The sequence below is a fragment of the Treponema sp. B152 genome (assembly GCF_024181665.1).
In the GTDB taxonomy this organism is placed as follows: Bacteria; Spirochaetota; Spirochaetia; order Treponematales; family Treponemataceae; genus Treponema_B; species Treponema_B denticola.
The window spans coordinates 235811-249856 of record NZ_CP058668.1 but is presented as its reverse complement, the minus strand read 5'-3'; the positions used below and the strand labels follow the sequence as shown (position 1 = coordinate 249856).

The following is a 14046-nucleotide window of genomic DNA, read 5'->3' as shown; positions in this document are numbered from 1 at the left end:
TAAACTTGAAAAAAGCCGGAGGCTCACGGGGAGACTTCGGCTTTTAAAATTTACTTCCAACTGATTGTATAAATTACTTTTATTTTTCCCTTTGAGCGTGTCTCATCGTGGTTGTCCACCTCATATGTAATAACGAAATCTTTTTCTTCACCGTCGGCAAGGGTAAAGTTCTCATCGTAGGTGATGGTTACTCTTTTATAGGAAATTCTTCGGTTGGGATTCGGCTTTGTACCTGCAAATTCGGCTGGCAACGGAATATCGTCTGAGCGTTTTATATTAACATTGGCCTTATCTACCGTCCACATTCCCGTAGTTTCATTGTATACCAAAGGAAAAATACTGTTGTCGTCGATGGCTTGAAGAGGATATACATTCCCACCTCCCCATGTCGTCCATTCCGCCCACCAATAATCGTGTCGATTTGCTTTAATCAGGTAATTGGAGAAAGATATCTTTAAATCAGAAAACGAAGAAAACTCGGTTGTCAACCAAGCGGCATTTGCGGATTTATCGGTTCCTACGTTGATAAAATCTCCCGACTTAACCTTTATCCATTTCCCACTATTGTTTTCAATGGAAAACATATAATCCCACGATTCTGTAACATTGCTTCCACCGGTTACCTGAACCGTATTCTTATGAGAAAGATGAACCCCATCAATATATTTATGATTGAAGTGATCACCGTCTGCCGTAGACCAAGACTGTAAACTTTCATTGTGAATTTTGGGGGTTATTTTAAGGAACATTGTAATAAAAGATACGGAAACATTTAGGTTTGCAGATTCTACAGTCATAACCGCAAACGTTTTATCTTGATCCTTAAATGCATCTTCCGGTACGCCAAACCATTTTTTAACCTTATACCTAGAATTAGGCTCCGGTGTTGCAATAAATTTGACTTGTTCGCCCTTTTTTATATACGCTCCGGATTTGATGGGCTTACCGTTGTGCAGAGCAGCAAGAGTGCCTCCTTCTTCTCCCAAAACAGAAAATTCAACCTTGTAAGACTCTTCGATCTCGATTGCAGCATAAGCACTTTTTTTGCTTGCAGACTGTTCACCTTGTACCGTATTGTTCGTATTCGTAACCAGACAATAATAGTATGTTATGCCGGCAGCGGAGGTATCGGGTGTAAAGGTGTACTCGGCTTTATCGGCATCCGTTACAGCCGTTCCTTCTGTCTCAGACGAGGCGGCCTTATACCATTGGTACGATAAGGTTCCGTCATCTTTGGATTTGGCTTTTACTCTTAGGGTAAGCTGTTCCGTACTGTTAAGACGAAGGGTTTTGCCTTTAGGCTGTTCCGTTATTTCAGGGTTTAAAGCATCGGACTGAATTTGTCCGTCAGTTATGTGGCATTTTGCCCGTTCGCTTTCAGTTTGTTCCGATTTATTGTTGTCCGTATTCGTATTTTTGACGATGCAATAAAAATAGCATTTTGTTTCGGTTGAGGTATCGGTTATTTTGTATGATGATTCCGTTGCATCCGGAATTGCGGTTCCCGCTTCAGTTTTGCTTTCGGCCTTATACCATTGATACGAAAGCGTTTCGCCGTCCGGTACAGGTTCCGTTTTTACCTCAAAAACGAGTTCGGGGCTATTCAGTTTTGCATAACCGTCTTTGGGCTGTTCCAAAATAACCGGTTTAACGGCCGTATATTTCGGATTTTTATCTTTAGCTATGGTCTTTTTTGTTATTTTGAGCTTTTCTCTATATGGAGAAAAACCCACTTTGTTGGCTTTTCTTCCGGCAGGCTGTGTATAAGCAGGATTCTGTTTTGGGTGGTAGTCGGCATTATTTATGTTATCCTTTATCCATTGGTACAGAACAACGGAACCGTCTTCTTTTACAAAGCCTACCGGATCTGTCATATAAAAGGGTTCGGAAAATTGAGTATGTTGTCCTTCTGTAGGAGCCGCATAATCCGTCCAATCCTCAGGAACGGCATTCCCGAAAACACTCTTTATTTTAGTCGGTTCGCTGTAATAAAATAAAAATTTGGAATACCGGTCTACACAGAACATGGAGCTGCCGTGCTTCCCGCCGACTGCGCCTCCGAGAGAATGTGCCGTAAATTTAAAAAAATAAAAGCGTTCATCTTTTGGATCGGGAGCCGGCGTATACCCTATTGCGGCCCATCGGTCGGTTCTGTTTTTATAACGGTATACTTTTACATCTGAAATCGCTTTAACACCAGAACCTATTCCGGACGGAACGTTGTCGACCATTTCAGGGGTGCCGGTCCAGCTTCCTTCTCTGAATTTATATGAAGCAATAATACCTTCCATACTGGGCATATTGAGAATCCATTCGTCGAATTTGGCCGAATTAAAATTACCGTCATCACTGCTATCAGGTTCGCCTTCCTTATAATAGTCCCACGGATCGGCTTCAATATGTTCCGTTTTGATTTTTACAATAAACTTTTTATTGCCCTGAGGATCTTTGGGGTTATAATCAGCTCCGCTGCCGCCCATAGAACTGTCTTGTTCTAAAAAGAGGTATTTTTGTATTTCAAGATTTGAACCGTCTAGGGTCTTCAGCATGATTGGCACTGTAACAGGTTCCCCTTCTTTTAAATTGGCCTGTCCGCCTGGTCCTTTTATCGTTACCGAAACTTCAACGGCAGCACCGGTATTGTCCTTTACGACGGCACTTAAATCATCGGGATAAAGTATCGCATCTTTTGCATTTACTTTTCCAATAAAATCTTCTCCATTGGCTTCAGGATACAGCGTTACTCCGCATACCGTTATCGATTGTACGGTCAACTTTTTTTATCTCCGGCATCTTTAACGGAACGTTTATACCATGAAGCACCCAAGGCCGGTTGACATGAAAAACATACGTAAGCTGCCGTAAAAATAAGCAAACTTAAAACAAATAATTTTTCCTTTTTCATAAACTACTCCTTAAATTCTAAATAAGAGTCCTAAACTTATACCGAAATCAAGACTATTCATAAAAAAAGATTTTATGGAATCCCGTTCAAAATTGACATCTATGCCTTTTAGTTTGCCGTTCTCAATGGCTGCTTTTGCAATTTTTTTCGGTAAAGAAACATATCCGGGTTTATAAATGGTATAAGAGGCGTAGGAACCCATGGTAACATTCATTTTTTCAATCAGCGGTATATTGTAGTCAATTACAGCTTTCAGGGTAAATCCTAGAGGATTCATTTTTCGTGTCATAGATCCCGGTATGTATAGCGTTCCCGTTTCAGGAAAAAAGTCTGGGCCGGCACCACTATTTTTCAGCATTTCCGCTTCTTCATCTGTCAAATTGGTATACAGCTCATATGTAGGCTGCGGGTCGGCCAGCATCTTACCGCCAAGGCCCAATCCGACAGCAAGCCTGTTTTTAAAAAGCAGGGCCTTAACTGTTGTCCCAAAAGTTACAACAGGCGTCATATAGACGCGGCAATAAACTTCTATATCCTTACCTAAACTTGAATTATACTGCCCCGAAATCTGACCTGAAAAACCCTGTCCTACACCCAGGTTAAAGGCGAGTCCGAGTCCTCCGAAGATATTATTATTTGTATAGTTAAAATATCGTTTCGAATCAAAAATATAGGTAAGTTCGGCTTCTCCGTTCATAATAAAACCGGCCATACCGCGCATAAAAGCGGCGCCCAGATATTCCTTATCAGCCTCATTTATATGGGGGTCAGTGTAGGAACCTGAAAAATTAGATCTAAGTCCCAGAGTAAAGCCTTCATCAAAAGCAAAGGCCGAAAAACTTACAAACACAAACATAACCAGAAAAAAAAGTTTCTTAATCGGTTTCATAAACACCTCTCGGGTAGAGAGTACGAATTTTTTATAAAAATGTCAATAAGAGGATAAATTATTATAGATTTTCACTGATGGACTTTTTTGCATTTTTTGGCTAGAATATGAACTTATGGAAGAACTTTTCTATCTTGCAAAAATAGGCGAAATTAGCCTAAAAAAAGGTAATTTAAAAGACTTTGAAATGCGGCTTTCGCAGAATTTACGCAGCTATTTACCGGAGGCTAAGCCCAATATACGCGTAAGGGCCGGAAGAATGTATGTAAGCGTCAAGCCCGAATTTAAAGAAAAAGCCGAAGAAGCCCTAAATAAACTCATAGGCATTACAGGCTGGGCAGAAGCCCTTCCTGCCGAAAAAACTATTGAAGCCATTACCGAGACTGCCAGAGCTGAGGCTATAAGGGCCCGGGATGCGGGGGCTAAGTCCTTTAAAATAGAATCCCGCCGAGGAGAAAAAAACTTCCCCCTGACCTCCTATGAAATTTCACGGGAAGTAGGAGGGGTAATCCATACCGAAGGGATTTTAAAAGTAAACGTCCATAATCCCGACATCGTAATTTCTATCGAAGTAAGAGAAAAAGCTTTTATCTACGGCCTTGAGCACAAGGGACGGCGTGGGCTTCCCTGCGGTTGTTCGGGAAGGGGACTTTTGCTCCTATCGGGAGGAATAGACTCCCCCGTTGCAGGCTTTAAAATGCTTACCCGCGGGATGAAGCTGGACTATATCTATTTTCACTCTCATCCTTATACCTCGCCCGAAGCCCAGGCGAAGGTTGAAAAACTGGCTGAAATTTTAGCGGGCTACGGCCTCGGCGGATACCTCAATATAATTCCCTTTACAAAGGTGCAGCAGCAAATCAGAGAAAAAAGCCCCGAGGCCTATCTAACTTTAATGATGAGAATCTGCATGATGAAAATAGCAAATATGACGGCAAGGGGTATCAATTCCAAATGCCTTATCACGGGAGAAAGCCTTGCTCAGGTTGCAAGCCAAACGGTAGAAAACTTAACCGTAACAAACTCTTATGCGGAATTTCCCGTTTTTAGGCCCCTCATCGGCCTCGATAAGGAAGAAATTACTATAGAAGCCAAGGAAATAGGCACCTACGAAACTTCAATCTTGCCGTACGAAGATTGCTGTGTAATGTTTTCACCCAAACACCCTATTTTACACTCAAACCTCAAAGACGCTGCCGAAATTTTCGAAAGAATGGAAATAGACGGCCTTTTAGAAGAAGCATACTCTCAAAGAGAAGTAAAAAAGATGAGTTTTTAAAGATGATAAAAAACCTTGTAGACCTCCGAATCGAGAGAATTCATTGCATAAGTTCTCCTGCCGAAATGGTAGAAAAAATACCCGCATCGGATTCTCTTTATTCTTTTATAGCCGAAGCCCGAAAAACTATCAGCAATATAATAAACGGAAAAGATAAGCGTTTTTTACTCATAGTCGGCCCCTGCTCGATTCATGACACGGAGGCGGCAGAGGATTATGCTATGCGCCTATTAGAGCTAAAAAAGAAATGCTCCGATTCTTTCTATATTATAATGCGTACCTACTTTGAAAAACCCAGAACCGTTTTAGGCTGGAGAGGCCTTATCGTAGAACCTGAACTTGACGGCTTTATCAATATTGAAGGAGGCATTCAAAAGACAAGAAAATTTCTGATTAAGCTTGCCGAAATAGGCATTCCTGCCGCCTCTGAAACGGTAGACCCTATGATTCCCCAATACATTGCCGACCTTGTAAGTTGGGCTTCGATAGGAGCACGCTCGGCCGAAAGTCAAATCCACAGAGAAATAGCCTCAGGGCTTTCAATGCCGGTCGGCTTTAAAAATACAACCTATGGAGACATAACAGCCGCTATAAACGGAGTAATTGTTTCCCGCCTGCCCCATGCCTTTGTAGGCATTGCCAGAAACGGACTTTCCGCAATAATCCACACAACCGGAAATCCCGACACTCATTTGGTTTTAAGGGGAGGGGTTTCAAAGCCCAATTATAATAGAGAAGAAGTTGAAAAAGCGGCCTCTCTTATGAAAGAAAAAATGCTGAAACCGAGCATAGTAATAGACTGCTCCCACGGAAATTCGGGAAAGGACCCGAAAAAACAGATAAACATCTTTGAAGAAAGCTTAAAGCTCCGCTTCGATAAAAATGAACCTCTTGACTATATAAGGGGCTGTATGATTGAAAGCTTTATCCAAGAGGGAAGCACCTCGATCGAAAAAGCAAAGGAACGCAGCGAATACGGTAAATCCATAACCGATCCCTGCCTCGGCTGGGAAGAAACTCAAAAAGAAATACTAAGAATCTATGAAAAATACAAAGTGAGGAAGCAAAAATGAATATTGAAATATACACGGACGGAGCCTGCTCCAAAAACCCCGGCCCCGGAGGCTGGGCATATATAATAGTAAACAAAGATTTAAAAGAAGAAATATGCAGAGAAAACGGGGGCGAAAAATCTACTACCAATAACCGCATGGAACTCATGGCTGTTATAAGGGCCTTAAAAAAGATAAAAGAGGGAGCAGCATCCTTGGCAGACAAGTCCGGCAAAGCCTTGGCCTATGAAAGCGTTTCAGTACACACCGATTCTCAATATGTGCAGCAGGGCATAAGCTCGTGGATCTTTAACTGGAAAAAAAATAATTGGAAGACGGCCTCCAAACAGCCCGTAAAAAACCAAGACCTTTGGCAAGAGCTGGATTCCCTTTCAGCCTCGATTAAGCCTAAATGGATTTGGGTAAAAGGCCACGCAGGAAATCCTTTAAACGAAGCCTGCGATCGCCTTGCAGTTGAAGCCTGCCAAAAAATGATGTAATTTGAGCTCGCTGCTAGATTCCGGCCTCGTCCAAAAGCTTCTTTAAAGCTATAAGCTCATCCCTCATAAGGGTAATCCCCTTTCCCATTTTTTGGTGATCGGGAGACCAAGGCCTTATATCGAATTTAGGATCTCGGCCGTTCCATGAGACCTCGTTGAGTTCGGTGTTCCAACCGCCCTTTCCCGCGGAGATAATTCCGTAGCTTTTTGTAATTTCAAATTTGAATTCGTCCTGATTATTCATCAGCAGTTCTCCTTTTATTTAAATATGAAGTAATATAATCGGTAAATGAAGCAAGCGACAAGATGACCGCCGCAAAATAAAGAAGCCAGTTAAAATAAAGAATGTATCGGCTAATGGCCGGCGGTAAAAATGCGTAAATCTTTTCAAGTTTTAAAAACATCGAAACGCTTGCCGCTATAATGTAAAGAACGGTCTTTGTCTTTCCGCCCATCTTGGCTCCTATAGTTATACCTTCGCCGCGGGCCTTCATTCTCAAAAACATAATACCGAACTCGCGGTAAACTATAATCAAAAAGAAGGGAGCAAACAAAAAGCCGTCCATCAAAAAACAAAATAGCACCGTTACATTTGCAACTACATCCGCAAAGGGATCAAATATTTTTCCGAAATCATCCACCTGATTATGCAGCCTTGCATAATAGCCGTCCAAAAAATCGGTAAATTCCATAAAGATAAAAATCGGAATTATAATAAGAATGGTAATTTTAGGGCTTATAAAAGGAATCCAATCCGGCAGAAAATACAAAACATAGATGATGGGTGCCAGCACCAGCCGCGATGATGTAAAAATATTAGATAGCTTCATACCTTATATGATGTAGCTTTAATCCGTTTTTGTCAATAGGCAAAAGTAAGCTTGAACTTTGCACTTTAATCTATGAGTTGTTTTTTTTCTCAAAAAGGGTTAGAATAGAATTTATGGAATGGAAAAATTTAGATAAGTGTACATCTTTTACACAATTACAAAAAGCTCATAAAGAACAAGCTGAAAATTTAAAACTCGCAGATATTTTCAATACTGAAAATTCGGTTAAAAGAGTAAAAAATTATTCGGTTAAAATGGGCGGAAACCTCAAATACAATTATGCGGCCAAGCCTGTAAACGATGAAATTCTTAAGGCTTTGCAGTCCCTCGCCGATGAGCAAAAGCTGATCGAAAAATATGAGCTCTTATTAAACGGGGATTTTATAAATACCGGCGAAAACCGTATGGTACTCCATCAGCTCACCCGCGGCCAATTAAAAAATGATGTAGTTTATAAGGGCGTAAACATGAGGAGCTTTTACCTCAACGAGCTAAAAAAAATAAAAGAATTTTCCGAGGCAGTTCATTCCGGCAAGATTAAAACCTCTCAAGGAAAAGTCTTTACCGATGTGGTTCAGATCGGAATAGGCGGCTCGGACTTAGGCCCTAGAGCTATGTACATAGCCTTAAAAAATCGGGCAAATACAAAGATGAGGGCTCATTTTATTTCCAATGTAGACCCCGACGATGCGGCCGAAGTTTTAAACTCCATAAATCTTGCAAGCACCCTTTTTATCCTCGTTTCAAAAAGCGGCACAACTCAAGAAACTCTGGCAAACGAAAGATTTGTAAAATCCGTTCTCGAAAAAAACGGCCTTGACTGCAAAAAACAAATGCTTGCCGTTACAAGCGAAACAAGCCCCCTAGCAAATAACCCCGACTATCTTACTTCCTTTTATATGGACGATTTTATAGGCGGAAGATATTCTTCAACTTCTGTTTGCGGAGCGGCAGTACTCGCCCTTGCCTTCGGCATGGAAACGGTAGAGGCCTTTTTAAAAGGAGCAGCCGAAGGAGATAAGCTTTCACTAAATAAAAACATAAAAGAAAATGCAAGCCTCTTGGATGCCCTCCTCGGTGTTTATGAAAGAAACATTTTAGGCTGCTCGGCAACGGCCATTCTTCCATACAGTCAGGCCCTTTCCCGCTTCCCTGCCCACCTCCAGCAGCTGGACATGGAATCGAACGGAAAAACGGTAAACCGATTCGGCGAAAAAGTTTCCTATAAAACGGGTCCCGTAATTTTCGGAGAGCCGGGCACAAACGGACAACATTCTTTTTATCAGCTCCTTCATCAGGGAAGCGATATAATCCCCTTGCAGTTTATAGGCTTTAAAAAAAGCCAAATCGGTCTTGATATCGAAAGCGAGGGCTCAACCAATATGCAAAAACTGAATGCAAATTTGGCAGCCCAAATTATGGCCTTTGCAGCAGGAAAAACCGATACAAACAAAAACAAGGACTTTGCAGGCAACCGCCCCGCAAGTTTAATCTATGGGGAAGAACTAAACCCTGAAAACCTCGGTGCCCTCCTTGCCCATTACGAAAACAAGGTGATGTTCCAAGGTTTTATCTGGAACTTAAACAGCTTTGACCAAGAGGGTGTTCAGCTCGGAAAAACCCTTGCAAAGAAGGTGCTTTCAAACGATATGCCTCCTGCTCTCAAAGCCTTTTCGGAATTCCTTTTATGAAAATTATAAATGCTGAATTTATAAAGGGTGCCGTCAAGGCGGAACAGTTTCCTGAAATCGGCGTTTCGGAATTCGCTTTTTTCGGACGCTCCAATGCGGGAAAGTCGAGCCTCATAAACATGCTTGTTAACAGAAAAAATTTGGTTAAGACAGGTTCCCGCCCCGGAATGACGCGGGAAGTAAATTTCTTCTTGGTAAATCGTCCGGCTTCTTTAAATTTTAACCCTAAGACAAAAAAGTTTTCAGGGGCGCCTCCAAAAGACATGTTTGTGCTTACAGACCTTCCGGGCTACGGCTATGCAAAACTTTCAGGCGGCATGACCTTGCAAATCGACAAGATGCTCTACGAATATTGTACAAACCGCCCCCTCTTAAAAACCATCTTTTTTTTAATGGACATAAGGAGGGAACCTACCGAAACCGAAAAAGAAAGTATCGGCTTTTTTCACGGCTTAAATATTGAGGTTGTAATAGTCGGAACCAAGGCCGATAAGATAGGCAAAAATGATCAGATAAAGGCAAAAAATGCTTGGGCCTCTTTTTTTAACTTTGACGAAGATCTCATTATAATAAGCTCTGCTGCAAAAAAAACGGGACGGGATAATATTTTATCGTTAATCGCAAAAAGGATTTAACTTATGAAAATTACACATTACAGAGAAAAAGATTTTAAAACTTCAAACTGGAGCGGAGGCACTACAACGGAGCTTTTTATTTATCCGCGTGAAGCCGATTATAGAAAAAGAGATTTTTTATTCCGATTAAGTTCAGCTACCGTCGATTTGGATAAATCCGATTTTACCCCTCTTCCGGGGTTTTTCCGTTTTATTTCTCCCTTAAACGGGGACTTAAAAATAAGCCATGACGAAAAAAACTTTACCAAACTTAAGCCCTATGAAGTCTATGCCTTTGACGGCGGAGCAAAAACGGTCAGCATGGGGAGGGTAAGGGATTTTAACCTAATGGTAAAAGACGGTGTAGAAACGGAAGTAAAAAACTTTGCCCTAAACAAAAATTCGGTTTTAAAGTTTTCGGTATCGAAAGGAGAAATCGGCTGGATTTTTTTGTACAATACCAAAACCTTGCTTACTGCCGAAACAGTCAACGAAAAAAAAGATTTTAATCTTGATAAATTGGACTTGATTATTTTTGAGGCAGACGATTATACAAACAGCGATACAAAAGAAGACGTTTTTATTTCGACCGATGGAGCCTTGAGCTTATTTTACGGAAAGGTACCGACAGCTTTCTAACCGGTAATCAAGGCTAAAAATCACAAACTTGGAATCATAATGAAAAAAAAGCTTTACGAAATTCTATATGAAGATAAGGATATTCTCATTGTAAATAAAAGTGCAGACCTCCTTGTAGGCGCCGACCGCTGGGACAGCGAAGCTCCCCGCCTTGATAAGATACTTGAAGAACTTTACAAGGATAAGGGCGAGAGGAAAATTTATCCTGTCCACAGGCTCGATAAGGAAACTTCAGGCCTCATAATCTATGCCCTAAATGCGGAAGCCCATAAAATTTTAAACGATGATTTTCAAAACCGCAAAATCGAAAAAATCTATCATGCGGTATCGGCCGGCATTCCTCAAGAAGAAAATTTTAAGACCGAGGCAAAACTTAGAATAGACGGGGACAAGCTGCACCGCACCGTCATAGACGAAAAAAAAGGAAAAGAGTCTTTAACCGAATTCAGCCTTCTTAAAAAATTCGGCCGCTTTTGCCTTTTGGAAGCCCGTCCCATAACGGGCAGAACTCATCAAATAAGGGCTCACCTAAAACACCTTGGGCTTCCCATCCTCTGCGATAATCTTTACGGAAACGGAGAGCCTGTCTACATATCGGCCTTAAAAAAAAATTGGAGAGGCAACAAATATGAGGAGCGTCCTATAATCTCGCGTCTTGCCCTCCACGCTCATTCCTTAAAATTCTTTCATCCTATAAGCAAGGAAAAAATCGAAATAAGTGCGGATTACCCTAAGGATATGGCGGGCCTTATAAACCAGCTTTCTAAAATATAAAAAACGTTTTGCAAAAGAATTTTTTTATCCGTATTAGAACATTCCGATAAATTCTTCCGGCAACAGGACTTTTATTTTTGCATTTTTGTAGTCTTCAATATTTCTGGTTATTATATATTCGCATTGGTTCTCTACAGCCGAAGAGTGTTGTAATGCATCTTCAAAATCAGAAAATTTTGATCTTAGTGAGTCTAATACATTCCGGTGATTGATTTCTATTACGGTTATATACTTAACTATATTTAGTATAAATTTTCTCGCCTTATTATCACCGCCGGATTTTCTCAATATATAATAAATATTGGCAACACAATTCGATGAAATATTTCCTATGATAATATTATTTTCTGCCATTGCTAATATGATTTTACTGGCAGTAAAAAACGGTTCCCGAGCTAATGCAACATCAAGGATAATATCTGTATCAATAAAGACCTTTTTTATCATAAATATTTATCCTGCAATGCTTCACTGAGCATATCTTTATAAGATTTTCCATTATCATGAAACATTCCCGAAATGCTATCGGTTATAGGTGATTTCATTTTAGAAAAAGAAGTACCTATGTCATGATTGGTTACGATATTTTTCAGATACTCTTCTACAATTCGAGAAACACTTCTATTCTTTTTTTGAGCATATTCCTTTGCCTGCTCTATTACAGACTGCTCTATAGTCAATGTAAGCTTTGCCAACATATATCACCTCACACGTATAATTATAGCATATAAATACGTGTAAGTCCATAAGTATATATTTTATATATTAACAACAGGCGATGTTAAACCTATCTATGTTAGACCGGTATTTCTAACAGTTGCCAGAAGCTTTCTAAAATTTAGTTTGCTCGAGGAGTTCAAAGGCAGCGGAGCGGGCTTCCTGCAAGATTTTAAAATCGCGGGCAGGATCGGCAATTGTAAAGCCTAGGTGATAGCCCGACTGCTCAACCCCTCCTATATCTCCCGGGCCGCGGAGCCTTAAATCTTCTTCGGCAATTATAAAGCCGTCATTTGTTTCCTTCATTACGGTTAGCCGAGCCCTTCCGTCCTCGGTAATTTTTTTTCCGTAAATTAAAAAACAATAGGCTTGCAGGTCTCCACGCCCGACCCTTCCGCGAAGCTGATGAAGGGCTGAAAGACCGAACCTGTCGGCATGTTCTATTACCATACAGGTTGCATTGGGAACGTCCACACCGACTTCTACCACAGAGGTCGCAACGAGTATATTAAGTTTCCCAGACCTAAATTCTTCCATAGTTCTTTTTTGTTCTTCTTCCGCAACCTTGGAGTGAATCAAAGCCAAACTATGATTGGGAAAGCCCGTCTTTAATTCCTCAAACATCCTTTCGGCCGATTTTAAGGAAAGGTCTTCATTTTCTTCTATTAAAGGGTATACAAAATAAGCCTGTCTGCCCTGTAGAATCTCTTGTCCTATAAAGTTATAAACCCTTTCGGCCTTATCCTCCCCCGCAACATAGGTAATAATCGGCTTTCTTCCGGGCGGCATGGTTTTAATGGTCGAAATATCCAAATCTCCGAAGATAGAAAGAGCTAGGGTGCGGGGAATGGGGGTCGCACTCATCATAAGAAGATGGGGACTCCGCTTTTCTTCATTGCTCTCAGCTCCCTTTTGTATTATGGCCGAGCGCTGGAGAACGCCGAAACGATGCTGCTCATCGATTACGGCAAGCCTCAAATTTTTATACTGCACCCCTTGAGAAAAAAGAGAATGGGTGCCGATTATCAAATCGATATTTCCCTTTTGCAATTCCTGTAAAAGCCTGCTCCTTCCTTTGGCCTTGGTATTTCCGGTTAAAAAGGCAAGGCGGATACCGAGGGGCTCCAAGAGACGGGCAGCATTTTCGGCATGTTGGCGGGCTAAAAGCTCCGTAGGAGCTAAAAATGCCGTTTGCCCCCCCTGTTCTATTACCTTTAAGCAGGCTAAAAAGGCAACAAGGGTCTTCCCCGAACCGACATCTCCCTGCATAAGGCGGGCCATGGGATTAGGGCCGTCCAAGTCTTCGTTTATTTCGGCACAAACCGAAAGCTGGTCTTGAGTAAGCTTAAAGTTGAGCCTTTCCAAAAGAGAACTTTGAAGAGGCCTTAAAACAGGTTCTTTTTTGACGGTTTTATCTATATTTCTTTCATCTTCAAGATTGGGAAGCCTTCCTCGCCTTTCAATAGAGCGCATCCCTATGGCATATTGAAACAAAAAAAACTCTTCAAAGATGAGGGCATAGCGGCCTTTTTCTACCTCAGCCATAGATTTTGGAGTATGGAGCATAAAAAGCACTTCCTGCTTAGGCGGAAGGCCGTATTTTTGTAAAATAGACTCGGGAAGCTCGGAATCAATGCCTTGTCCGTACATTTTTAGGGCGGAAGCAATTATTTTCCGCAGTTTTGCCTGTCCAAGTCCTGAAGTTAGGGGATAAACGGGAAGAATCTTTGACTGCATGTTTTCGGGTTTTTCAAGATCGAATGCGGAGGACTGAATCTCCCCGTATTTGCGGTAAAAAGAGCCATATACAAAGGCGCGAGCCCCGACAGGGAAGCTTTTTTCTAAAAAAGGGCGGTTAAAGCATATAAGGGAGGCCGTCATTCCGTTTTTGTCGGCAACTATCAGCTTTAAGGTTTTCATCTTTCCGAAGCCGAACCATTCATGGCCTGCAACTGTAATTTCTACGTGAATTTTTTGAAGCTTGTTCCAATCCAAAAGAACGTTTATCTTCGAGCGGTCTTCCCAATCCCGCGGGAAAAGCCTTAAAAGATCTCCGGCATTTTCTACGCCAAGCCTTTTTAGCTGTGAGACTGCGGCAGCACCTACTCCGGCAATATTTGTAAGAGGACCCTGTATTTCGGAAATCAGCATAGGTT

General features: G+C 41.4%; 15 protein-coding genes. 7 read left to right on the top strand and 8 right to left on the bottom strand.

Annotated features, from left to right (window positions below; genetic code table 11):
• Window positions 1-50: 50 nt before the first annotated feature.
• From HYB91_RS01020 to HYB91_RS01015, 3 genes are read right to left on the bottom strand one after another with little or no spacing between them, the layout of a single operon-like run.
• Window positions 51-2774, bottom strand: coding sequence for a tectonic family protein (locus tag HYB91_RS01020; RefSeq protein ID WP_253719572.1), 2724 nt, complete (start codon window positions 2772-2774; stop codon window positions 51-53).
• Window positions 2771-2905 (bottom strand): hypothetical protein, encoded by a 135-nt coding sequence (locus HYB91_RS12945; RefSeq protein ID WP_256489032.1) that lies wholly within the window; start codon window positions 2903-2905, stop codon window positions 2771-2773. Before HYB91_RS12945 ends, HYB91_RS01020 begins: the two co-directional genes overlap by 4 nt.
• Window positions 2906-2915: 10 nt before the next feature.
• Window positions 2916-3794, bottom strand: a complete 879-nt coding sequence (locus HYB91_RS01015) for a hypothetical protein (RefSeq protein WP_002676023.1) — start codon at window positions 3792-3794, stop codon at window positions 2916-2918.
• 115 nt (window positions 3795-3909) lie between these two features.
• Here HYB91_RS01015 and thiI point away from each other — a divergent pair, with 115 nt between their 5' ends.
• Genes thiI through rnhA form a run of 3 tightly spaced genes read left to right on the top strand, consistent with a single transcriptional unit; the run spans window position 3910 to window position 6625 of the window.
• Window positions 3910-5073, top strand: a complete 1164-nt coding sequence (gene thiI, locus HYB91_RS01010; RefSeq protein ID WP_002676025.1) for a tRNA uracil 4-sulfurtransferase ThiI — start codon at window positions 3910-3912, stop codon at window positions 5071-5073.
• Between the two features lie 2 nt (window positions 5074-5075).
• Window positions 5076-6146 carry a 3-deoxy-7-phosphoheptulonate synthase gene (locus HYB91_RS01005; protein ID WP_002676026.1) on the top strand — a complete coding sequence of 357 codons (1071 nt, stop codon included), beginning with the start codon at window positions 5076-5078 and terminating at the stop codon, window positions 6144-6146.
• The gene (rnhA, locus tag HYB91_RS01000; RefSeq protein WP_002676028.1) at window positions 6143-6625 is read left to right on the top strand and encodes a ribonuclease HI; all 483 of its coding nucleotides are present in this window, start codon (window positions 6143-6145) and stop codon (window positions 6623-6625) included. The genes HYB91_RS01005 and rnhA overlap by 4 nt, the downstream gene beginning before the upstream one ends.
• 13 nt (window positions 6626-6638) lie before the next feature.
• Here rnhA and HYB91_RS00995 read toward each other — a convergent pair whose 3' ends face one another.
• Together HYB91_RS00995 and pgsA are read right to left on the bottom strand one after the other, a co-directional pair.
• Window positions 6639-6869 (bottom strand): YdbC family protein, encoded by a 231-nt coding sequence (locus HYB91_RS00995; RefSeq protein WP_002676032.1) that lies wholly within the window; start codon window positions 6867-6869, stop codon window positions 6639-6641.
• Window positions 6862-7455 (bottom strand): CDP-diacylglycerol--glycerol-3-phosphate 3-phosphatidyltransferase, encoded by a 594-nt coding sequence (gene pgsA / locus HYB91_RS00990; RefSeq protein WP_002673701.1) that lies wholly within the window; start codon window positions 7453-7455, stop codon window positions 6862-6864. The genes HYB91_RS00995 and pgsA overlap by 8 nt, the downstream gene beginning before the upstream one ends.
• A gap of 113 nt (window positions 7456-7568) precedes the next feature.
• On the opposite strand from pgsA, the gene HYB91_RS00985 reads away from it, so the two are divergent.
• From HYB91_RS00985 to HYB91_RS00970, 4 genes are read left to right on the top strand one after another with little or no spacing between them, the layout of a single operon-like run.
• Window positions 7569-9146: a glucose-6-phosphate isomerase gene (locus tag HYB91_RS00985; protein ID WP_002676036.1), complete on the top strand. Its 1578-nt coding sequence runs from the start codon at window positions 7569-7571 to the stop codon at window positions 9144-9146.
• Entirely contained in the window at window positions 9143-9781 is a 639-nt protein-coding gene (gene yihA, locus HYB91_RS00980; protein WP_002676038.1) for a ribosome biogenesis GTP-binding protein YihA/YsxC, read from the top strand. Before HYB91_RS00985 ends, yihA begins: the two co-directional genes overlap by 4 nt.
• A 3-nt stretch (window positions 9782-9784) precedes the next feature.
• The gene (locus tag HYB91_RS00975) at window positions 9785-10399 is read left to right on the top strand and encodes a HutD family protein (RefSeq protein ID WP_002676039.1); all 615 of its coding nucleotides are present in this window, start codon (window positions 9785-9787) and stop codon (window positions 10397-10399) included.
• 39 nt (window positions 10400-10438) lie between these two features.
• Complete coding sequence (locus HYB91_RS00970; protein WP_002676040.1) at window positions 10439-11173, top strand: RluA family pseudouridine synthase; 735 nt, start codon at window positions 10439-10441, stop codon at window positions 11171-11173.
• Window positions 11174-11206: 33 nt separating this feature from the next.
• On the opposite strand, the gene HYB91_RS00965 is transcribed toward HYB91_RS00970, so the two are convergent.
• From HYB91_RS00965 to recG, 3 genes are all read right to left on the bottom strand, one after another.
• Window positions 11207-11620, bottom strand: a complete 414-nt coding sequence (locus tag HYB91_RS00965) for a PIN domain-containing protein (RefSeq protein ID WP_002676041.1) — start codon at window positions 11618-11620, stop codon at window positions 11207-11209.
• Window positions 11617-11871 (bottom strand): DUF6364 family protein, encoded by a 255-nt coding sequence (locus HYB91_RS00960; protein WP_002676042.1) that lies wholly within the window; start codon window positions 11869-11871, stop codon window positions 11617-11619. Before HYB91_RS00960 ends, HYB91_RS00965 begins: the two co-directional genes overlap by 4 nt.
• Window positions 11872-12004: 133 nt before the next feature.
• Window positions 12005-14041 carry an ATP-dependent DNA helicase RecG gene (gene recG, locus HYB91_RS00955; protein WP_002676043.1) on the bottom strand — a complete coding sequence of 679 codons (2037 nt, stop codon included), beginning with the start codon at window positions 14039-14041 and terminating at the stop codon, window positions 12005-12007.
• Window positions 14042-14046 lie beyond the last annotated feature (5 nt).

Bases quoted from the DNA above. Each gene is read 5' to 3' on its own strand.
- HYB91_RS12945 (WP_256489032.1), bottom strand. From the start codon at position 2,905: ATGAAAAAGGAAAAATTATTTGTTTTAAGTTTGCTTATTTTTACGGCA.
- HYB91_RS01015 (WP_002676023.1), bottom strand. From the start codon at position 3,794: ATGAAACCGATTAAGAAACTTTTTTTTCTGGTTATGTTTGTGTTTGTA.
- thiI (WP_002676025.1), top strand. From the start codon at position 3,910: ATGGAAGAACTTTTCTATCTTGCAAAAATAGGCGAAATTAGCCTAAAA.
- HYB91_RS01005 (WP_002676026.1), top strand. From the start codon at position 5,076: ATGATAAAAAACCTTGTAGACCTCCGAATCGAGAGAATTCATTGCATA.
- rnhA (WP_002676028.1), top strand. From the start codon at position 6,143: ATGAATATTGAAATATACACGGACGGAGCCTGCTCCAAAAACCCCGGC.
- HYB91_RS00995 (WP_002676032.1), bottom strand. From the start codon at position 6,869: ATGAATAATCAGGACGAATTCAAATTTGAAATTACAAAAAGCTACGGA.
- pgsA (WP_002673701.1), bottom strand. From the start codon at position 7,455: ATGAAGCTATCTAATATTTTTACATCATCGCGGCTGGTGCTGGCACCC.
- HYB91_RS00985 (WP_002676036.1), top strand. From the start codon at position 7,569: ATGGAATGGAAAAATTTAGATAAGTGTACATCTTTTACACAATTACAA.
- yihA (WP_002676038.1), top strand. From the start codon at position 9,143: ATGAAAATTATAAATGCTGAATTTATAAAGGGTGCCGTCAAGGCGGAA.
- HYB91_RS00975 (WP_002676039.1), top strand. From the start codon at position 9,785: ATGAAAATTACACATTACAGAGAAAAAGATTTTAAAACTTCAAACTGG.
- HYB91_RS00970 (WP_002676040.1), top strand. From the start codon at position 10,439: ATGAAAAAAAAGCTTTACGAAATTCTATATGAAGATAAGGATATTCTC.
- HYB91_RS00965 (WP_002676041.1), bottom strand. From the start codon at position 11,620: ATGATAAAAAAGGTCTTTATTGATACAGATATTATCCTTGATGTTGCA.
- HYB91_RS00960 (WP_002676042.1), bottom strand. From the start codon at position 11,871: ATGTTGGCAAAGCTTACATTGACTATAGAGCAGTCTGTAATAGAGCAG.
- recG (WP_002676043.1), bottom strand. From the start codon at position 14,041: ATGCTGATTTCCGAAATACAGGGTCCTCTTACAAATATTGCCGGAGTA.